Here is a 19,674-nt window from a genome sequence, read left to right as displayed (position 1 = left end):
AATGGAGCAAAGAAGCCAATAAAAACATAGGGTTTCCTTATCGTACAGGAAGTTGATTTTACTTAAATATTAGGGGTTCCTCTATAAACGAAGAGAGTCTACCATGAAAACAAATATAATCCATAATTTTATCTTTATGATGATTTGTCAAATTAAGTGCAACAATTGCTCATTAAAAGCCTCGTTTGCAGTTTTCCAACCAAGACATTTTCTTGGTCGGTTGTTGATATAGTTTAATGATTCTGTTAGTTCTTCTGGTGATACTTTTTCGAAATTTGTTTGCTTAGGGAAGAACTCGCGATGTAATCTATTTCCATTTTCGTTACTTCCGCGTTGCCAAGAAGAATAGGCATCCGCAAAATAAACATCAATTTTCAAGTCTTTTTCTAACACTTTATAACAGCTAAATTCTTTACCTCGGTCTGTTGTGGCTGTTTTTATAGCGCCTTTTGGTAATTTAGAATGAAGTAGACGTACTGCTCTTTCCAGTTTAGAAATTGGTGTACCAATGTTAAATCTTCCTCTTGTTTCGCGGGGCTTTTGGCGCTTTCCTTTTTGACGGAGAACGGTTATAGGCACTTCTAAAAAACCCTCGTAAATCCAGCGATAGATGGTTTTAAAACTTAGCTGTCCTTGATACAAGCGGCCGACAATTTGTTCAGGCGACCAAGTATCCCACAACTTTTCTTGAACAGCTTCTTTTACTTCGGGTGTACATTTTGACTTGGCACCACAGTTGGATTTATTTTGGTGGTAACGTACCTGCGCTTCGTCAGCCGTACTACCGGCGTGGCGTTTTATTTCTCTGGAAATCGTAGAAGGTTGACGATTTAAGAGTTTCGCTATTTTACGAATCGGATAATCAAGTTCTAGGTATGTTTCTATTTTTACACGTTCTGATATGGTAAGATGGGTATAGCTCATAACGATTCCTCCGTTTGAATGTTTGTGTGGTAACTACATTCTACACGAGGTCGTTATGGGCTTCCTTTATATTGACTTCTGGGTGTTGCACTTAATATTACAATCCGTCTAATAAAAATATTATGCCAGATAAATTATTGGAAATATTAATTGATATTAATAATGGTACTGACTATTTTCCAAAGCCCTCGGAATTTGTTGAAGAATTGACTGATAGTGAAAAACAAATTTTACAATTACTAGCCAATGGATATAAGCGTAAGGATATTGCTTCCATTGTTTTTGCTAGCGAACGTACAGTTTCTAATCATATTCAGCATATATTTGACAAGTTGAATGTATCTTCTTCATTAGAAGCTGTAACTAAAGGAATTAAATTTGGCTATATTCAGCCTAATTATAAAGAATAGTATTTATAACTGTCTTTTATTAAACAAGCAAATAAAAATTCTTCTAATATTCAACAAATCAGCTAATAGAAGCTGGACATTATTCAACAATCTGGCGCTTTTCTGTAAAAAGGAAAGTGTCTTTTTTCTTGTATTTGAAGGTCTCTAATGATTCAGCAATACGTTATTGTCAAGATTCTTGAATATTCTCGTCTGAAAAAGAATCTCCGTGAACAAATAGACTTTAGAGTATTAGATTTAAATAGTAGGAGAGTGAAAGATAATGAGTTCATTACGTTAAACACTATTCCAATGGAGTTACGAAGAAGATTTCAAAAAGCATTAATTTGGATTATGCTTTTTTAATTTTGGTGGAGTGTCTAATTTTAATTATTTTAGTTTTATTGTTTAAAACGTGACGAGCTCATTTTAATTTACGTCTAAGTATATAGAAAAGGAGGGAGCAGCTTTGGAACAAGAGGAATTGACCGAATGGATCGATCAATATGGTGAATCGGTTTTAACCTACATACTATTAATGGTGAGAGACTATCAACAAGCAGAGGATTTAACACAGGAAACCTTTATAAAAGCTTATAGACATAAACAGCAATTTGAACAAAAGTCCTCTGAGAAAACATGGCTATTTACGATAGCACACAATGTGACCAAGGACTATTTCCGAAAAAAACATCCTTTGCAGCATTTTTTGGGTTTAACGATGGAAGAGAAAGATTACAAGCCAACACCTGAGCAAATCGTAGCGATGAACTTTCAAACGGAACAATTATACAGAACGATTCAACAATTAAAGCCTACATACAGGCATGTCATCATATTGCGGAAGTTAAAAGAATTTTCAACGGCAGAAACAGCTCTTATTTTAAACTGGTCAGAAAGTAAAGTGAAAATGACGTTAAAAAGAGCGTTAATTGAACTAAAAAATGAGTTGATTAAAGGAGGGTTTACCAGTGAAATCTTTAGATGAACAATTTAATAAACTGGGAGAAGAATTAAAGCTAACGGACAAATCCAAAGATCAACTTAAACGTAAGATAATGCAGAATGTACATAAAAGTAAAAAACATAATATAAAACAGTACGTTTGGATTGCTGTAGCAGTTTGTATGCTTCTTATGCTTACTTCGCCAATCTATTCGCCGACAATGGCAAAGATAGCGGAGAGGATACTACCAATTTCTATTACGCCAAGTTTTTCAGATGGACAGTATAATCCCGATTTAACATCTCAACTCGCAGAATTAGCCAAAAAGGAAGGGTACACTGTTAATTTTGTGGGAATCACACCATCGCCATATACAATTGAAATATCACTCATTTTGAAAGATTCTACATTAAAGCAGGCAATAAATGACCTTGAAGCGAAGATAACAAATTATCTTTATGAAAACGGCTATGACCAATATGAATTAAAGTTTTCGGAAGAAATTGAAGTACCGTATCACACAAATAATCAAGAAGATGACACATATGAAAAGGTATGCGAAATTGTGAAGCAAGTATTCACAGCCAATGGATATGCCCAGGAAGCAGATTATGAATTAGCAGGGGTTAAAAGAACATGGTTTTCCAATATTGTTTTAATTGATATGCCTGATCATATTCAACAGTCAGAACAAATTATTGCGGATATCGATAAAGAAATAAAATCCCAAAAATTGAATGTAAAAGATATTGAAGTGACGACTTTTAACTTCGAACATCGAAGACAAGATAATCGTTGGGCATATATTTCATCTGATATTTATGATGCAATGGCTGGGAAATCGACTTATCAACTGACTGGGCTATCCTATAAAGTGAGGAAAGGACACTCCTATGTTTCAATAAAAACGGATTTTAATCAACCACCTTCTGAAGAAATAATAAAAGAAATTGAAAAGGCTGTTCAAGATTACTTAGCATTACCGGAAACGAAAGAGGTAATTCAAGATGACAAATATACTGTTCAATTCCTATTGAAGAATGAAGAAGAATCGTTTATTAAAATAACAAACTAAATATAAACCAAATACTTTATTAATTGATGTTTTTGTAATTAGTTATTTTTATACTCAAACCTACAGATCAATATTTGAAGCTTTTTAATTTTTGGTATTCAATTGGGGCGCTTTTCCGTAACAAGGAAAGCGTCTTTATTTATGAAAAGGGACATTGAATAAGATTACCAAGCAAAACCGGGTTTTTATGTTAACATTAGTAGTATATTATAAAAAATACTAAACCTAGGTATAGTGGGTGAAATTGGGATGATTTATTTGAGGAAAGCAATGACAATTCTGGCTTTCATTTTTATGATAGGCTCTTTTCCTTCGATTACAAGTGCTTGTTCGTGTGCAGATTTACCAAGTGTAGAAGAAGAGTTTGAACTTTCAAAAGCCGTATTTAGTGGGAAAGTTGTTGATATAAAAGAGAAACGAAGTTTAAAAGGATATACAACTAAATCAGTTCTTTTTGAGGTAACCAACACTTGGAAGGGTGTTGAACAATCACAAATTATCATTACTACTGGTCAAGGTGGAGGAGATTGTGGATATAATTTTATAAAGGGAGAAGAATATTTGGTTTATGCTAACGAATCAATTATATACGAGGCAAAATCTCTTGTATCATCCATGTGTAATCGTACCCGTGTTTTGAGTTATTCACAGGAGGATTTGGAGATACTTGGAGAAGGACAGCCCCCCATTGAAGAAGTTAATTTAAGTGGTAAACATAGTAGAAATCAAAAATATATTTGGGCTACAGTGGCAGTAGCCATTGGCATTGTTGTGTTTTTCATTTTAAATAGAAGAAAAAGGTTAGATTAATTATTGTAGAATTTTTGAAAAGCATTAATCATGCGAAGGCATTGATTCGAATTCATTCGTCATAACTGCTTTAAATTATCATAGAAATTAGTCTTATATATAATTGGAGGATACTTTGTATGAAAAAAAAGATATATATTGTGAGACATTGTGAAGCACAGGGGCAGCCTCCGGAGTCACCACTAACGGAAATGGGATTTACACAAGCGAAATATTTATCTGACTTTTTATCAAATATTAAAATTGACCGAATCATATCAAGTCCCTTTTTACGAGCAATTCAGTCAGTAGAACCAATAAGTAAGGAAACAAACATAAGAATAGAGATTGATGAACGTTTGTCGGAACGCATACTAAGTACACTGGATTTACCAGACTGGCCTGAAAAACTTAAAGCAACATTCGATGATTCTGAGTTGAAATTTGAAGGGGGAGAATCGAGTAAAGAAGCTATGAATCGAATAGTAAACGTTGTAGATGAAGCTTTTAACCGTGAAGTTGAAAACACAATAATTGTTACACACGGGAATTTAATGTCTCTACTGCTAAAGAATTATGATAACAGCTTTGATTTTGACTGTTGGAAGAATCTTAGTAATCCTGATGTATTTGTATTAAGTTACGTAAACAATAAAATAAATATGGAACATTTATGGAGAAAGAAACTAATAAAAAAGTAGTATATTTGGAATTTACCTATTTCAATTATCGGGGTAATTCTTATCAATATTAAACTCACTCATTTTGACTAATCTTTTTTTCAAAATGAGTGAGTTTCTTCTATTTTAGCTATTTCATTCATCTTCTTTTTCATTTACATTGAGTAAAAGTATACTTACGATATACTGATTATCTTGAATCCATTGATTATAAATTCCACCATACTCTTCTACAATTCTTTTCACATTTTTAATTCCTATTCCCTCGAATCGTCTATTCTTTCGAGTTTGAAGCTCCGCAGTATCAAATACATTTGAAATTTCTATAAGTAGGTTATTATCAAGTTGTTTGATAAGAAGTGAAATCTCTTTTTCTTTAGAATTAAATAAACGTAAGACTGCGTTTATAGAATTATCTATTAAATTTCCAAGCACAACTGCAAAAATATCAGTATCTAATTTAATCATTTCAGAAAAGAAAGATTTAACGTTTAAAGTTATTCCATTTCTTTCAGCAATAGATTTTTTTTCATTCAGAAGATAATTTAGCACATAGTTATTTGTAAAATAATAATCAATGTGTTCGATTGTCTGTATCGAATTTTGAAGATATTTTTCAGCTCCAGCAGTATCTCCCTGACTTAACATACCCAATAGAACTACGTATTGATTTTTTAAGTCATGCTTCATTGAATATAGTTTAGATTGTGAATCCTTTAGTTGTTTGAAAAATTTCAATTCTGATTCAAACACTTTTTTTTGCGTTTTAGTTTTTTCAAGCTTTTCATAAAAATTTCCGAGGGTTATATAAAGATATAGTATGCATAAATTCATATAAATAATAAAAGTAGCAATCAATATAAAAATAAAATTAGGTTGATTAATAATATGAATTTCAGATATTACAGCAGTGCTTAACATACAAATCGATATGATTGGTATAGAAATTAGTGTCATTAGGAGAAAAACATTTAAAGGTCTCTTTAATTTACTCTTTCGAGGAAAGATAATTTTAAAAACAGATACAGCCATTAGTTTTAAAATTATAGCCATACCTCCCCCTACAGCCATAAAGAGAAAATTTGAATTATAACTTTCTAATCGGGATACCACTCTCGTAATAAAAAACGAAACGAAATCACAGATTAAAAACATAAATAGTAAATAAATTACCAAAAGGAACTCTTTTTTCAAATCTATCTGAGTCCTCTTTACGATAACTAAAAACAATAAAGCAGTGAAGATCATATTGATAAGTATATAAGGAAAATTATTAAAGTTGAAAAATGTAACGATCGTGTCTTTCATTATATTAAGTCTCTTAACTTCATCAGTATTTGTTTTCTGGCACTATCTATAAATTTACGACTTATTGGTATTTCAACAGTTTGCTTATCATTTAAATTGGCAGTAATTGTATTATTGCTAATTTGTTTTACATATCTAACATTAACAATAAACGAGTTGTGGACCTGCACAAAATTATCATTAATTTTGGATAAAAGGGCTTTTGTTTGAAGAATCGTTTCATATATATCAGAGGGTGTGTGAATAAGTACTTTCCTTTTATTTTTTTCAAAGTAAATAATTTCACTAAAAGAAAGACTGTAAAAAACTTTGTTAAATGTAAACATAAATTTTGAATCATCTAAATCTAAATATTTAATAGCTCGATTCAAGGTAGGATATAGTTTGTCTTTTGTAACTGGTTTTAAAATGTAATCAAAAGTGTTAACCTTAAAAGCCTTTTCCATATATTCTTTGAAATTTGTAATAAAGATAATTGGACAATTATAATTATTTTTTCTAATGGTCTCGGCAATCTCTATTCCCGATAGATTTGGAAACTCAAAATCTAAAATAAACAAATCATATGAATTTTCTTTAAGTAATTCAATTAAACGAAAAGGATTGTAGAATATATCGATATCAAATAACGAGGAGTCATATTCTAACATTAAATCTTCGATAGCCTTTGCAATAACTGGAATATCATCACAAATAGCAACTTTTATTACCATCGTTTCACTCCTAAATTCTTACTATATTTGTCCTAGACAGTAACCTGAGACATTCTGAAAATGCTTGTTATTTTTATAGTTTACCACTTCTACCATTTTACAACCATCTTCCATAATCAGTTTAATTAGACAGTATTATTAGAAAAGATCCTATTCTCTATCATTAGACTAGAATAGCAATAATGTCAACAATTACATATAACTTGCAGTTTGTTACACATAAGAAAAATAGCTTAAAAATAGATTATTATTAAAACATATTTTTAGTTATCTGAAACCATTAACGATGTTAAGTTCCTATTTGTTTAATTTAGAAACTGAAATTCTGTTAATCAATACTAATTTCAAAGGAGATATTTATATTGACGAATACTACAAAAAATATTGTTATATCACAATTATGTAAGCGACATGGAGAAAAAGATATTTTAAAAGATGTGTCATTTGAAGCGAAAGAAGGGAGAATCACAGCCTTCCTTGGACCAAATGGTGCAGGAAAAAGCTCCACACTTCGTATTTTGTTAGGACTTGATCGTTCAACAGGAACGGCAACTTTTGGTGGAAGTAACTATGTAACATTTAATACTCCATTGAAAGTGGTAGGAGCAGCATTTGACGGTATAGGTGGTACGCCTTCTAGAAGGGTAAAAACCCATCTGAAAATCATAGCACAAAGTAACAACATTTCTTTCCGTCGTGTGTCCGAAGTATTGAAAATAGTCGGTTTATCAGAAAAAAGCAAAGCTAGGCTGGGAACTTTATCATTGGGTGAAGGACAACGTCTTGGACTGGCAGTAGCTCTTTTGGGAGACCCTCAATATATTGTTCTTGATGAACCAACCAATGGACTTGATCCAACAGGAATTCGCTGGTTTAGAAAATTTATTCGTCAGCAATCAGACATGGGAAAGACGATTTTGTTGTCATCACATCTTCTTTCCGAAGTGGAAGCTGTGGCAGACGATGTAGTTATTATTAATCACGGAAAAGTAATAGCAACTGGTGAACTTCAGCATGTTATGAAAAATCTAGAATCATTGGAGGATGTGTTCTTTTCTCTTACAGAAGGAGGTGAAGCAAAAGATGACGACTTTTTCTAGGACCATACGATTTGAACTAATAAAGATTTGTTCAAGTAGAGTGTGGTGGGTAATTTGTGCTTTAGTTGTCGTTATTCAACCATTACTTGCATTTATCACAGCAAAAAGCTATGTTCAAATTGGTTTAGACGCGACACCAGAAACTCACCCGCAATTAGTGGAAGCGTTACCGCCTTTGGATTATTTTGGATTTGATATAGTGCCATTTGGGTTATTACTGATGGTTGTTTTTGGAGGAATTATAGGGGCAAGTGAATATAAACATCATACACTACGTACAACCTTACTAAGTCAAAGTAGTCGTATAAAGGTTTTTTGTGCGAAAGTACTCGCACTTTTAATATGCAGTACATTTATATCATTTTTAGCGATTACTACTACAATTTTTTTCACGCATTTTAGTTTGGGGGAACAAGGGTTACATCCATTTTATTTAAGTACAATAGCTTGGCAGTTTATTGGTTTTTCAGTGCTGGATTGGATTTTACTAACCATACTTTCTTTTGGGATCGGGATGCTCTTTAGAAATGCTATAATACCTTTAGCTTTTTTGGTTCCTCAGATTTATAATCTTGGAAATTATTTAGCGCAAAGATGGGAATGGGGGCAGTATCTCCCTGTGGCAGCAGGTAATCTTCTCTTTGCAACACCAACATACCCTTTAAAACATGATCCATTAAACGGAGGCATGGTACTGCTCATATGGCTAATATTAACTTTAATCACATCTTATTACGCTTTTATTCGTAATGATGTAGGAGGGAAATATTGATGTACACCGCGTTACGTAGTGAGAAAACTAAATTTTTTTCTTTTGGTTGGTGTATTTTAGGTGTAATCGGAGCTATTATCGTTCCCTTACTTTTCTTATTAACATCCGATACCCCGAAGGCAGGGAGTGAGAAGGAGATACTTTCTCTGTGCTTGCAAGCTCTCTATTTAGGTCACCCAGGAATTATTGTTGCCAGTGCGGGGTGTTTTGGACAAGAATATTCGCACTCTGCTTTAAGAACAACACTTCTCACACAACCATCTAGATTAAAATTATTTTGCGTGAAATTTGTGAATATTACCATAATTGTAGTGTTTACAGGAATAGTTTCAAGTGTACTTAGTTTACTTGTTCTTTTTTTTCAACATGATATGGAATGGACAGGTACTTTAATCATACGGTTACTTGGAAGTATTTCTCTCCCCATACTTAGTTGGATTCAATTAGCTTGGATTACCTCTGCCTTATCAATTATAACAAAATCACTTATAGCACCAATCGCTATCATGTTACCGCTTATTTTGGGACTTAGCCAAATGTTGTTTGCAATTTCTCAGTTGGCAAAATTTTTACCTACTCTTGCTACATTGAATCTTTTTTCAATACCTGAGGTAAATACATTATTGGATAAATGGTCAGGGCTAGCGGTTCAATTTTCTTGGGTAGTATTATTATTAACCATTTCTGCTTGGTTGTTTTTATATCGTAATGTTCGTTAATTTAATATAGTCTTGATTCTATTAATAAAGTGCAATTATACTGAAGATTTTGTTGCAAATTCTTCAGTATAATTACGTAATTTGTTTCATGTAAAGATTCCTTATGAATTAACTAGAGGGCTTTCAAATGGTTATAGAACAGTTGAGATTGTAGTGGACCACAGCCCTGAGTATGGAAAGATGAGGGGATTTTTTAAGCTTAAACAACACACATGTACATGCAATATATCGTGGTTTGCAATATTATGCCAATAAGGCTTGGTATAAAAAAATTCACATAAATCAATCCCGCTCCAAATTTGTTTTCTAATGGAAAAGTCATACCTGATTGATGATGAAAAGCCAATAATTAAAAGTAATCTTATTTATCGTTTTCTAATAGGAGGAAATAACATAGATTTATTTTAGAAACAAATCACTAGCGTGCATTAGAATAGTTTAACGAAGTAAATGAAACTGAATTTTCTGTAACTATATTTAGTTCAATCGCATGGATAAGTTTACACGAAAAACCTCAGAACCTACTTTAACTTCAATTGTATTAAAGATAAAACGTGAAAGAGGTGGGCATACTTGAGTGCCGCATTCAAAGAAAAAAATAATGATATCAATATAATTATAGGCTTTCTAGTCTTTTTTTATTTAGCTTGGACCATTAAAGAATTATGGTTATTGGAATACATATATTCATTCGGTGAAATAATATCCCCTCTAGTAGAGGCATTGGTTAAGAGTCTCATTTGGATTGTTCCAGTGTCGATTTATATAAAAATCCATTTACATTCAGATCCACTCAGCTATCTTAAAATGAATGTTAATGTGAAGGAAGGTGTGTTTTGGGGAATTCTTCTTTCGCTACTGTTAGGAGCCGGTTTAATTTTAGAAGCATTCATCTTTAATGGTGTTTCTTTTCATTTTTCATTATCTTTTGATGACTATCTGAATACTGTTCTAATGGCGGGGCTTGCCGAAGAGATTGTATTTAGAGGATTAATTTTACAAGAGTTCAATAAAAAATTAGCTTTTTGGAAAGCAAATATAATGACGGCTTTATTATTTTTAGTCATACATTATCCAATTTGGATATACAATGATATCATTTTTCAATTTGGTTCTCATATTTACGTTTTTCTTATTGGCTTACTATTTGGATTTGTTTTTAAAAAGACGGGTTCATTATGGACTGTTATCTTACTACATGGATTTCATAATTATGTTCTTAGCATCATTTAATCAAAAGGATTTATTATAAAGAGGAATTATTCAATTCACCTCTATGGATTTTTTAGAGGTGAATTGATTTTTTTGTTGGATATTTAAGTTAACATCATCTATCTTAAACGAATGGAGTAGGATAGTTGGAGAGTGTTAACTTGTGTTCAACAATCTGGCCATTTGATTAATCTGAGAAGACTGTCCAAATAACAACAAGGAGAGAGGTAAAATTTCACCCTTTAAAGCATTCTCATTTACCATTGTTTGTTTATTCACCCTTTAATCGATTGTTACCATTCTCTTTTCCTTTTTGAGATATAAAGATCATCTATTTATAATCAGTATTTAAGGTAATTATTACATTTAATACGATTTTCCTATATTAAGTATAGGGATTTGATGCTTACTTAAAGTTCATTGGGCTGCTTAGACAGCTCTTTTTGCAGTTTGGTAGAATTAGGAATAATTTTATAAATAATAAGTCTGTAGCTGAATACTTAATAATCTAACTTTGGTAAAAATAAATACTTTTTTAAAATTGAACCTATTATGATTTGGTAATCGTCTAATAGCAGAATTTAAAGTAGGTTGAAGGGGAGGGTAGTGGATTGGACAGAGAAGAAAAAGATTATATATTAGAAAAAATAATGATTGAATATGGTAATGAGTTGGTGCGATTGGCATTTTCTTATGTAAAAGATACAGAGATTGCTAAGGATATGGTTCAAAATACGTTTATCAAATGCTACAAAAACCTCGATTCGTTTCGATTTGATGCACAAATAAAAACATGGCTCTATCGTATAACAATCAACGAATGTAAAGATTATTTAAAAAGTTGGAATTACAAAATGGTACAGGTAAAAAGTTTTATTAATGAAACAGCAAAGTCAATATTACCATCAACAGAAAAAACAGTTATCGATAAATACAATAATGAAAGAATAAAAGATACTATCTATTCTCTCCCAAAAGTGTATCGGGAAGTAGTTTATCTATATTACTATGACTCATTAAATACAGAGGAAATTGCCATAGTTTTGGATATTCCAGTTAATACAGTGAAAACTAGATTAAGAAGGGCAAAGCAAAGATTAGAGCCGATGATAAAGGAGGAAGAATTTAATGGATGATAAAAGATTAAGAGATAAATTTAATAACACGGCTGATCAAGAACTAAATTTTACGAAAGAAGACCGTAATGGAGTATTTGAACAAATTCATAAACTGGAGATGAAAAATAAAACGCAAAAAAAATCTCTTGTTTCTTCTTCAAAAAAATTCGCGCCATTGACAGTTTCTTTATTAGTGGTTGGCTTGTGTATATTTTTGTTTATGCCATCGATTCTTTCTGGAAGCTTTAATGAAAAATCTAACACAAGTGTTCCAAGTAAGCCAGTAGTTGAGGAAGGAGGTTTTATAACCACTTTAATTACGGTAAAGTCAAAAGAAATGGATAATCGGATATATCTTAACCTTTTACTTACTTATAGTAAAGATAAAAAGAAGATGAAATTTTTATCAATCCCTCAAACTACGTATGCACCGTTAGCAGATAACAATGATGGTACTACTTTATACGATAAATTGTTATTTGCCTATAGTTTTGGAGGTGCTGAAAATGTAAGAACAACCGTTTCAAAGCTATTAGATTTACCAATTGATTATTATGCAGTGATTGATTTAGAAACCATTTCAAAGGTAATTGATTCCGTGAATGGTATCGATTACGATTTGCCAGAAGATATTCGAGTAAGAGCGATAACTAGAGTAGCATTTGATTTTGAAAAAGGATTACATCGTTTGAATGGAGAAGAAATTGTGGCATTAATGATGGCTGCTACAGTGGGAGAGGGAAGCGGCTTAGATGAAGAAAACCTATTAAATATACTGAATGCTGTTATGAATAAAACAGAAAACGAAATTCCACCAACACTATTAAAAGAACTGCTTACTCAAATAGAAGCTAATGCATCACTGGATTATTGGTTAGAGAATCAAATAGAAATAAATTCTATAAAACCGTTATCTTTAATTGATGGAATTAGAGATGATATGATAGATGGTAAATACTACATGGTGTTTGACAAAGATTTTTTAAATTCAATTTCAGAAGAACTAACCACATTTAACTAAATAGGAAATTTTTTTTGTAATACTTATGGTGCGTTAATGAAATGTAGATTAACGCTTTTTTTGAAACATTTGGTTATGCTAAACTTGATGGTGGTAAAAACGACAACAAGCCGTATCTATTTATTGCTGGCTTCAATCAAAACACCTATGACCATTTACCAATTACACTCACTTCTGGTCGATTACCTAAAAAGACACGGAAATTCTCATTCTCTATTGAAAAAGGAGGAACAGATGGATGTAATTTGAAACAAATTTTAAAGAGCCTTGCTACGTAGAATGTAGTAAGGCTCTTAGCTTTTATTAATCAATATTCAATAACTTTATTATCATTATACATCTTTTTTTATTAGTCAAACTAACTGTAAAAAAGTGCATGGAATTACACTATAAAACTAAAACACTTTTCTGCCTACAAAATAGCCTTCATTGATATAAAATGCGGGCTCAATAGTTTTATTATGATTTTTTTGTATATTTCGGATAAACGAAATATACTGTATATTATCGGAGGGATTACAATGGACTACATAACAACGAAAGAAGCAGCGAGTATATGGGGTATTTCTGACAGAATGGTTCTTTATCATTGCAATTCTGGACGCATTGATGGTGCGATAAAGATTGGAAATACGTGGTTGATACCAAAGACAGCAACAAAACCTCAAGATAAAAGATTTAGGAGGAAAAATCATGACAAATAAGATACTCATAATAGATGACGATATAGAATTATGCTCTCTAGTTAAAAAATGTGTATCACAGGTTAACCTAGAAGCAGATGTTGCTTATAACGGGCAAACAGGGTTACTGCAATTGATGAATGAAAAGGACACATACTTACTTATCATTTTAGATGTTATGTTACCAAATAAAGATGGATTTCAAGTTTTATCTGAAATACGAAAATATAGTAACGTTCCTGTCCTTATGCTAACTGCTAAAGGAAGTGAGCCAGATAAAGTAACAGGTCTTAGTCTTGGAGCAGATGATTACTTGACAAAGCCATTTAGCATTAACGAACTTATCGCTAGGGTACAATCTCTCATTAGAAGATATACTACTTTTAATTATGGAGATTCAGTCAGTATTCTTACCTTTAAAGGTATGGTTATTGACAAAGAAACAAGGACTGTTCATGTTCAAGAAAAACCAATTGATTTAACTGGAAAAGAGTTTGATTTGTTGGTGTTTTTAGCAACAAACAAAGGTCGTGTCTTTACAAAGAAACAAATATACACACAAGTTTGGGAAGATGACTATGCTTTTGATGACAGTAATATTATGTCCTTTGTAAGTAAACTAAGAAAGAAAATAGAACCTAATTCAGACCAGCCATTTTATATTTTGACGGTACATGGTGTAGGTTATCGTTTCAATAAGGAGGCATAATCATGAACTGGATTCACATTCTACTTATTATTTTAATTCTTTGCTTTGTAGTTATTGTTTACTTGATTTTAAAACTCTATAAGGTTTCTGAAAAGCTTTCTATTATTGAAGATTCTTTAGATGATATTAAGCAAGGAAACTTAAATCGTCGTATTCTTGTTAGAGAAAATGATATGACGAAAACAATTTGTTATTCCATCAATGATATGGTTACTAATAATCAAGTTCAGCTCATTAAGTTAAAGCAATCTGAACAAGCCTATAAACGACTTATGACCAGTCTTTCCCATGATGTAAAAACTCCTTTAACTTCATTAGTTGGATATTTAGAAGCAGTTCAAGAGCGTATTGTAACAGGAGAAGAAAAAGAAGAATATTTAGAGGTGGCTTTGACTAAAGCCCACCATCTTAAAGGATTTGTAGAATCTCTGTTTGACTGGGTAAAACTTGACGCAAAAGAACAGGGCTTCCAACTTGAACGACAAGATATAAACGAATTAACTCGTGACATATTAACAGATTGGATACCAACCTTTGAAGAGAACAATTTTGAGTACAACATTGATATTTCTGATACAGAGTGTTTTATTCAGTTAGACCCTAACGCATTTATAAGAATTATCAATAATTTGCTTCAAAATGTTCTCATTCATAGTGAGGGAACACAGATTGATCTGCAAATTGGTGATAAAGACCATGATGTTATTGTTCAAATAAGTGATAATGGGAAAGGCATTCCAACAAAGGACTTACCACATATTTTCGATAGATTGTATCAAAGTGATGAATCACGTTCGGTAAACGGAAATGGTTTAGGACTTGCTATTGCTAAAGAACTTGTTCATCTACATAATGGGTCAATCAGTGCTGATAATTCATTAAATGGCGGAATGACATTTACCATAATATTCCCAAAAGCTCTTTGATTTTTGAGAGCTTTTTTTATTTGCAAGAAACAAACAAGATTTCTGCAAGGTTATGGCAAGATTTCTTTGATAAACTGGATTTGAAAGGAGGAACAACATGTTTACTATCATTCAAGCAGAGATTTCTAAATTAAAGCGAAAAAAGATAAAAATTGGAATCTTTGTTTTTACGACTTTACTTGCTGTCTTTGTAGTAGAGCGGGCTATTCATATACCTAGAACTAGTGAGATTATGGATAGCTTTGGAGATCTATATACTTTAGCTTTTAAGAATATGAGCGTTCTATTTCTACCTGTTGTTCTTGGAATGTTCGGTACTTCGCTATTCTTTGACGAATATTCAGGTAACACACTTAAAGAATTGTTAATTATTCCAATTACTAAGACACAGATTTATTTTTCAAAGATTACTTTGGTATTTGGGTTATCATTTCTAATCTGTATGTATACCTTCATTATAACGATAGTAGGTGCAAATATTGCTGGTGGTTTTCCAGATTTTAATACACAGACAATACTAGAAGCGTTCATTTTGTTTTTAGAGGGTAGTATCTTAATTCCTTTATCAATGCTGCCAATTATTGTTTTCGCAGTAGCAGGGAAAAGTTATTTGCTACCAATAGGAATTACACTTATGTATATCCTACCTGTGATTGTTGTACCCGCACCATTGATGGGATTGCACCCGTTAGCAAGTTCACTATCCATCTATAGTTACTCCTCGTCTGTAGCAAATGATATGGTTGTTAGAATGACACAAATAAGTAAAACAATGATTACAATACCAAGTTATACAGTAAGCATTATAAGTATTTTGGCAATTACAGGTTTGTCTATAGTACTTTCTCTTTATCTCTTGAAAAAACAAACTCTTTAATGAAAGGATTTAATTATGACGAAAAATCTTATTGAAACAAAAAATCTTACTAAGATATACGGAGAGCAAAAAGTGGTTGATAATGTCAATCTCCATGTTCAAAAAGGACGTATTTATGGATTGCTTGGACGTAATGGTGCAGGAAAAACCACAATTATGAAAATGATTTTAGGTCTTACGACAACCAATTCAGGTAAAATTACAGTTTTCGGCAAATCAATTACAGGAAATGAAAAACTAATCTATCCACGCATTGGAGCGATTATTGAAACTCCTGGATTCTATCCAAACTTAACAGGGACTGAAAATCTTGAAATATTTGCTAAGCTTCGTGGGACTGCAAAACCAGATGCAGTCAAGCACGCATTAGAAATTGTTGGTTTACCTTACAAAGATAAAAAAGTATTCAGTAAGTATTCCTTGGGTATGAAGCAACGTTTAGGTATTGCTAATGCGATACTTCATGAGCCCGAGTTACTGATACTTGATGAACCAACAAACGGGCTTGATCCTATTGGGATTGCAGAAGTTCGAAAGTTCATTCGTAATCTATGTAATGAACGTGGAATTACTATTCTTATTTCTAGCCATATCTTATCTGAAATTGCACTTTTGGCAGATGACATTGGTATTATTCATAATGGTGTTTTACTTGAAGAAAATAGTTTAGTTCATCTACAAAAAATGAATGATAAATATGTTCAATTAGAAGTATCTGATACTGCAAGAGCAGCGGTTATTTTAGAACAAAAACTTGGCATATCAGAATACTCTGTTCAAGCAGATAACATATTACGTATCTATAAAGCTCATATTGATATGGCTTTAGTAAATAAGACTTTAATGCTTGAGAATATATCCGTTATTAGTTCGCAACTATGCAATGACACTCTTGAAGATTATTTTAAGAAAATAACAGGAGGAGAGGGAATTGCTTAGTTTAATTCAAACTGAATTTCTAAAATTGAAACGAAAAAAGTTTATTTGGTTTATGTTTATCCCTGCTTTGCTCATGCCACTCGTTGCTGTCCTTTATTTTAAGGCAGGCAGTCAAGTGGATCTGACACCTATTAAGTTTTATAGATGGACGGCATTTTCATATACAACTTGGCTTATTCTTCCGTTTGTATTGGGAATGTTGATTACAATGTTAGTTTATCAAGAAGTAGAAAACAATTTATTAACACAACTGTGGATTGTTCCAGTTGGAAAACTTAGATTTATTATTAGCAAATTTTGTGTTATGTGGCTTTACTCCATTTGTTTCATGCTGATATGTGCCAGTGGCTCTATAGTCATAGGAAGTGTTTCGGGGTTAATAGAAATTACAAACACTAGTGTTCTTAATCTTATACTGAAATGCTTAGAAATAGGAGCTTTACTTCCCTTTGGGATGATTCCTATTCTTGCTCTAGCAACAACACAAAAAGGATACATTCTTCCTGTGTCTACCACAATAGTTTATGTCTTTTTTGGATTTATTTTACTTATGGGAAACATGTACCTCCACCCATTATCAAGTGTTATTGGTATTCTTATGAGAAATATTGAAGGCGTTGTTATGAAAGACCCCGTACAGATTTGGAAAGCACTATTGTCTATTGCTCTTTGGTCTGGCACCTCAATCGCATTGGCAATAAATGTTTTAAGAAAAGGAAAGGTGCTGTAGAAATGACACTATATTTATGGGCTGAAAGGTTAAAATTAAAGAGGTCTAATATCTTTAAGATTGCTATATTTTCAACAATAATCGTAGCTGTGATTGTATTTATGCAAGGACAATTCATATATTATGGTGAGAGATACATTGATGAGCCTGAATGGTATTTAACAGCTATACAATCTTTGGGAAGTTTTTATGTATTTCCTGCAATTATTGCTTTGATGGGAACATATATCATTTGTAGAGAAATTCAAGATGATACATTGAAATCACTTGTTCTCATTCCAGTGAGCATATCGAAAATGCTTATTGCAAAACTGCTTATGACTGCATTCTACTCATTGCTCCTATATGGTTTTGTTTTCCTGATTGCATTAACTGTTGAGTTATCTCTCCATTTTTCTCTACTGAACCTCAACACAATATTGAATAATTTCAAGATGTATCTTTTGACTGGAATTGGTTTTTTCTTGGCAGTTTCTCCAATTATAACACTGGTGTACAAGTTAAAAGGAAGCCATTGGTTAGCACTGATTTTTGCAGAAGTTTTTGCCTTTTTAGGATTGTTTGCTAGTATGCAAAGTACATTACGTGCTATCTATCCAATTACAGCAGTGTTTAATATATCAGGATATTATGAAGCAACTTCATCAGAGATTATCCTAAGTTTAATAAGTTTAATTTTATGTGGAACAGTATCAATATTATTTATCATGAGATTCAATAAGAATAGTTCAAAGGTTTAATTGTTAGAAAATTTCGGAGATGTAATTGTAGTAAAAATGCAATGGGCATATCGTCCTGTTTGTGATAATAAAACAAGATTAAAAGTTCGTGAAGAGACTGAATTGAAAAACTTTCCTCTATTCTGCCCTAAATGTAAAAATGAAACGTTAGTAGATGTAAAAGGATTTAAAATGACTATTATCAAAGAGCCAGACGCAAAGACGCAGAGCTGATAATGTAAATTAACGCAAATAATCGACTTCACTAAAACACCCGAAACCCTTGATATATATAGGTTTCGGGTGTTATTTATTTTCCTAGGAAGTTAATGAAATGTAGATTAACGCACTTTTTAATATTTAAGGTAAAAACAATTGGGTTACTGTAATTGAAATTAAAGAGTGTCAAGAGTTAAAGATTAGGCTACCGAAATCAAAGGTAGCTTTTTTATTGAGCAAACGGTGCTGTTTAGTTCAATAATTGTATTTGGTTGTTCATTACCTATACTGTATAATTTAGGATATATTTATTGCTTTAAGTATTTCTAAAGAATTATTTTGGAGGGGATAATTTGTTGTATTTAACCTTATTAATCTGCATCGTTTTAATTGTAATGATGGATAAGCTTACTCAAGCTTTTAAATTATCAAGCATTTGGGGGTTGATTGGTCAAATTTATGTGTCGCTTGTATTAATAGTGGTCGGCAAACTCGAGGTTAGTTATATTAATCTAGGAAATCACTTTGAATTAGGATATTTGACGATTCCATTTACTTTATTAGTTCTTGTAGGTTTTACAAATGTAATGAATATAGAAAAAGCGCAAAATACTTCAATATTGCTGTTGCCATTTGTTTCTTTAGTTTATTTCTCAATTGCAGCTTACGTCATGGGCCATTCATTTGTTCTAATAATAGGATTTTGTACTTGTTTAGTGATTTTGTTTATTATGCTATATGGTTATTTTTCAAGTAAAGTATTTGTAGGAAGAACGATTATTATGTCAGTAGGTTTCATAATAGCAGTACTTTCAATATCTTTCATTAAAACATCTATTGTAACAATTTATATCCCGTTATTTACTTTAGCATTACCATTTACTTTATATTATTTTATTTCAGATAAATTTACGAGTATAACATCAATTTTAGTTAGCACTATAACAGCTATATTCTTTGGTGGATTAATGTTTATAGTTACTTTTAATATAATGTGGTATTTCGTTGTTGGGTTAACTATTATTTTGGTTATTATGCAATCTTCACGTAAATATCGTATTATCTAGAAATGAAAGTTTCTCTATAGTAATAACTATTAACCATTT

23 protein-coding genes are annotated in these 19,674 nt (G+C 31.8%); 20 read left to right on the top strand and 3 right to left on the bottom strand.

Features of this window, described 5'->3' with window-relative positions:
* Nucleotides 1-147 precede the first annotated feature (147 nt).
* The gene (locus QNH24_RS16485) at nt 148-924 is read right to left on the bottom strand and encodes an IS30 family transposase (protein ID WP_283868637.1); all 777 of its coding nucleotides are present in this window, start codon (nt 922-924) and stop codon (nt 148-150) included.
* A gap of 122 nt (nt 925-1,046) precedes the next feature.
* Between QNH24_RS16485 and QNH24_RS16480 the strand changes: the two genes are divergently transcribed.
* From QNH24_RS16480 to QNH24_RS16460, 5 genes are all read left to right on the top strand, one after another.
* Nucleotides 1,047-1,334, top strand: a complete 288-nt coding sequence (locus QNH24_RS16480) for a response regulator transcription factor (protein WP_347342913.1) — start codon at nt 1,047-1,049, stop codon at nt 1,332-1,334.
* A 448-nt stretch (nt 1,335-1,782) separates the two neighbouring features.
* Nucleotides 1,783-2,301 (top strand): RNA polymerase sigma factor, encoded by a 519-nt coding sequence (locus QNH24_RS16475; RefSeq protein ID WP_283868636.1) that lies wholly within the window; start codon nt 1,783-1,785, stop codon nt 2,299-2,301.
* A complete protein-coding gene (locus QNH24_RS16470; RefSeq protein ID WP_283868635.1) occupies nt 2,285-3,334 on the top strand; it encodes a DUF4030 domain-containing protein in 1,050 nt (349 codons plus the stop codon). Before QNH24_RS16475 ends, QNH24_RS16470 begins: the two co-directional genes overlap by 17 nt.
* A gap of 270 nt (nt 3,335-3,604) precedes the next feature.
* Nucleotides 3,605-4,144 (top strand): hypothetical protein, encoded by a 540-nt coding sequence (locus QNH24_RS16465; protein WP_283868634.1) that lies wholly within the window; start codon nt 3,605-3,607, stop codon nt 4,142-4,144.
* Nucleotides 4,145-4,263: 119 nt separating this feature from the next.
* Nucleotides 4,264-4,824 carry a histidine phosphatase family protein gene (locus QNH24_RS16460; protein ID WP_283868633.1) on the top strand — a complete coding sequence of 187 codons (561 nt, stop codon included), beginning with the start codon at nt 4,264-4,266 and terminating at the stop codon, nt 4,822-4,824.
* A 114-nt stretch (nt 4,825-4,938) separates the two neighbouring features.
* Here QNH24_RS16460 and QNH24_RS16455 read toward each other — a convergent pair whose 3' ends face one another.
* Both QNH24_RS16455 and QNH24_RS16450 read right to left on the bottom strand, forming a co-directional pair.
* Nucleotides 4,939-5,856, bottom strand: a complete 918-nt coding sequence (locus QNH24_RS16455; RefSeq protein WP_283868632.1) for a sensor histidine kinase — start codon at nt 5,854-5,856, stop codon at nt 4,939-4,941.
* A 254-nt stretch (nt 5,857-6,110) separates the two neighbouring features.
* Nucleotides 6,111-6,824, bottom strand: a complete 714-nt coding sequence (locus tag QNH24_RS16450; RefSeq protein ID WP_283868631.1) for a LytR/AlgR family response regulator transcription factor — start codon at nt 6,822-6,824, stop codon at nt 6,111-6,113.
* 362 nt (nt 6,825-7,186) lie between these two features.
* On the opposite strand from QNH24_RS16450, the gene QNH24_RS16445 reads away from it, so the two are divergent.
* From QNH24_RS16445 to QNH24_RS16375, 15 genes are all read left to right on the top strand, one after another.
* Nucleotides 7,187-7,924 (top strand): ABC transporter ATP-binding protein, encoded by a 738-nt coding sequence (locus tag QNH24_RS16445; protein ID WP_283868630.1) that lies wholly within the window; start codon nt 7,187-7,189, stop codon nt 7,922-7,924.
* On the top strand, nt 7,908-8,696 hold the full coding sequence (locus tag QNH24_RS16440; RefSeq protein ID WP_283868629.1) for an ABC transporter permease: 789 nt from the start codon (nt 7,908-7,910) through the stop codon (nt 8,694-8,696). Before QNH24_RS16445 ends, QNH24_RS16440 begins: the two co-directional genes overlap by 17 nt.
* Entirely contained in the window at nt 8,696-9,415 is a 720-nt protein-coding gene (locus QNH24_RS16435) for an ABC transporter permease (protein ID WP_283868628.1), read from the top strand. Before QNH24_RS16440 ends, QNH24_RS16435 begins: the two co-directional genes overlap by 1 nt.
* Before the next feature lie 573 nt (nt 9,416-9,988).
* A complete protein-coding gene (locus QNH24_RS16430; RefSeq protein ID WP_283868627.1) occupies nt 9,989-10,648 on the top strand; it encodes a CPBP family intramembrane glutamic endopeptidase in 660 nt (219 codons plus the stop codon).
* Nucleotides 10,649-11,238: 590 nt separating this feature from the next.
* Nucleotides 11,239-11,763 (top strand): sigma-70 family RNA polymerase sigma factor, encoded by a 525-nt coding sequence (locus tag QNH24_RS16425; RefSeq protein WP_283868626.1) that lies wholly within the window; start codon nt 11,239-11,241, stop codon nt 11,761-11,763.
* Nucleotides 11,756-12,766 carry an LCP family protein gene (locus QNH24_RS16420; protein WP_283868625.1) on the top strand — a complete coding sequence of 337 codons (1,011 nt, stop codon included), beginning with the start codon at nt 11,756-11,758 and terminating at the stop codon, nt 12,764-12,766. The genes QNH24_RS16425 and QNH24_RS16420 overlap by 8 nt, the downstream gene beginning before the upstream one ends.
* A gap of 521 nt (nt 12,767-13,287) precedes the next feature.
* Nucleotides 13,288-13,470 carry a helix-turn-helix domain-containing protein gene (locus QNH24_RS16415; RefSeq protein ID WP_283868624.1) on the top strand — a complete coding sequence of 61 codons (183 nt, stop codon included), beginning with the start codon at nt 13,288-13,290 and terminating at the stop codon, nt 13,468-13,470.
* Nucleotides 13,460-14,158: a response regulator transcription factor gene (locus QNH24_RS16410; protein ID WP_283868623.1), complete on the top strand. Its 699-nt coding sequence runs from the start codon at nt 13,460-13,462 to the stop codon at nt 14,156-14,158. Before QNH24_RS16415 ends, QNH24_RS16410 begins: the two co-directional genes overlap by 11 nt.
* Nucleotides 14,159-14,160: 2 nt before the next feature.
* Nucleotides 14,161-15,084, top strand: coding sequence for a sensor histidine kinase (locus tag QNH24_RS16405; RefSeq protein WP_283868622.1), 924 nt, complete (start codon nt 14,161-14,163; stop codon nt 15,082-15,084).
* A gap of 97 nt (nt 15,085-15,181) precedes the next feature.
* Nucleotides 15,182-15,961 carry an ABC transporter permease gene (locus QNH24_RS16400; protein ID WP_283868621.1) on the top strand — a complete coding sequence of 260 codons (780 nt, stop codon included), beginning with the start codon at nt 15,182-15,184 and terminating at the stop codon, nt 15,959-15,961.
* A 15-nt stretch (nt 15,962-15,976) separates the two neighbouring features.
* On the top strand, nt 15,977-16,900 hold the full coding sequence (locus tag QNH24_RS16395) for an ABC transporter ATP-binding protein (protein WP_283868620.1): 924 nt from the start codon (nt 15,977-15,979) through the stop codon (nt 16,898-16,900).
* Complete coding sequence (locus tag QNH24_RS16390; RefSeq protein ID WP_283868619.1) at nt 16,893-17,630, top strand: ABC transporter permease; 738 nt, start codon at nt 16,893-16,895, stop codon at nt 17,628-17,630. Before QNH24_RS16395 ends, QNH24_RS16390 begins: the two co-directional genes overlap by 8 nt.
* A gap of 2 nt (nt 17,631-17,632) precedes the next feature.
* On the top strand, nt 17,633-18,370 hold the full coding sequence (locus QNH24_RS16385) for an ABC transporter permease (RefSeq protein ID WP_283868618.1): 738 nt from the start codon (nt 17,633-17,635) through the stop codon (nt 18,368-18,370).
* Nucleotides 18,371-18,406: 36 nt separating this feature from the next.
* Nucleotides 18,407-18,583, top strand: coding sequence for a cysteine-rich KTR domain-containing protein (locus QNH24_RS16380; protein WP_283872871.1), 177 nt, complete (start codon nt 18,407-18,409; stop codon nt 18,581-18,583).
* A 341-nt stretch (nt 18,584-18,924) separates the two neighbouring features.
* Nucleotides 18,925-19,635, top strand: coding sequence for an MraY family glycosyltransferase (locus QNH24_RS16375; RefSeq protein WP_283934513.1), 711 nt, complete (start codon nt 18,925-18,927; stop codon nt 19,633-19,635).
* Nucleotides 19,636-19,674 lie beyond the last annotated feature (39 nt).

Source organism: Lysinibacillus pakistanensis, from assembly GCF_030123245.1.
GTDB classification, from domain to species: Bacteria; Bacillota; Bacilli; order Bacillales_A; family Planococcaceae; genus Lysinibacillus; species Lysinibacillus pakistanensis.
Note: the sequence above shows the minus strand (reverse complement) of the source record. Positions and strands in the feature narration are given on the sequence as shown.

Excerpts from the sequence above, each read along its gene's own strand:
- QNH24_RS16420 (WP_283868625.1), top strand. The coding sequence starts at position 11,756 with ATGGATGATAAAAGATTAAGAGATAAATTTAATAACACGGCTGATCAA.
- QNH24_RS16450 (WP_283868631.1), bottom strand. The coding sequence starts at position 6,824 with ATGGTAATAAAAGTTGCTATTTGTGATGATATTCCAGTTATTGCAAAG.
- QNH24_RS16385 (WP_283868618.1), top strand. The coding sequence starts at position 17,633 with ATGACACTATATTTATGGGCTGAAAGGTTAAAATTAAAGAGGTCTAAT.
- QNH24_RS16410 (WP_283868623.1), top strand. The coding sequence starts at position 13,460 with ATGACAAATAAGATACTCATAATAGATGACGATATAGAATTATGCTCT.
- QNH24_RS16435 (WP_283868628.1), top strand. The coding sequence starts at position 8,696 with ATGTACACCGCGTTACGTAGTGAGAAAACTAAATTTTTTTCTTTTGGT.
- QNH24_RS16455 (WP_283868632.1), bottom strand. The coding sequence starts at position 5,856 with ATGGCTATAATTTTAAAACTAATGGCTGTATCTGTTTTTAAAATTATC.
- QNH24_RS16485 (WP_283868637.1), bottom strand. The coding sequence starts at position 924 with ATGAGCTATACCCATCTTACCATATCAGAACGTGTAAAAATAGAAACA.
- QNH24_RS16380 (WP_283872871.1), top strand. The coding sequence starts at position 18,407 with ATGCAATGGGCATATCGTCCTGTTTGTGATAATAAAACAAGATTAAAA.
- QNH24_RS16465 (WP_283868634.1), top strand. The coding sequence starts at position 3,605 with ATGACAATTCTGGCTTTCATTTTTATGATAGGCTCTTTTCCTTCGATT.
- QNH24_RS16440 (WP_283868629.1), top strand. The coding sequence starts at position 7,908 with ATGACGACTTTTTCTAGGACCATACGATTTGAACTAATAAAGATTTGT.
- QNH24_RS16395 (WP_283868620.1), top strand. The coding sequence starts at position 15,977 with ATGACGAAAAATCTTATTGAAACAAAAAATCTTACTAAGATATACGGA.
- QNH24_RS16400 (WP_283868621.1), top strand. The coding sequence starts at position 15,182 with ATGTTTACTATCATTCAAGCAGAGATTTCTAAATTAAAGCGAAAAAAG.
- QNH24_RS16460 (WP_283868633.1), top strand. The coding sequence starts at position 4,264 with ATGAAAAAAAAGATATATATTGTGAGACATTGTGAAGCACAGGGGCAG.
- QNH24_RS16415 (WP_283868624.1), top strand. The coding sequence starts at position 13,288 with ATGGACTACATAACAACGAAAGAAGCAGCGAGTATATGGGGTATTTCT.
- QNH24_RS16480 (WP_347342913.1), top strand. The coding sequence starts at position 1,047 with ATGCCAGATAAATTATTGGAAATATTAATTGATATTAATAATGGTACT.
- QNH24_RS16405 (WP_283868622.1), top strand. The coding sequence starts at position 14,161 with ATGAACTGGATTCACATTCTACTTATTATTTTAATTCTTTGCTTTGTA.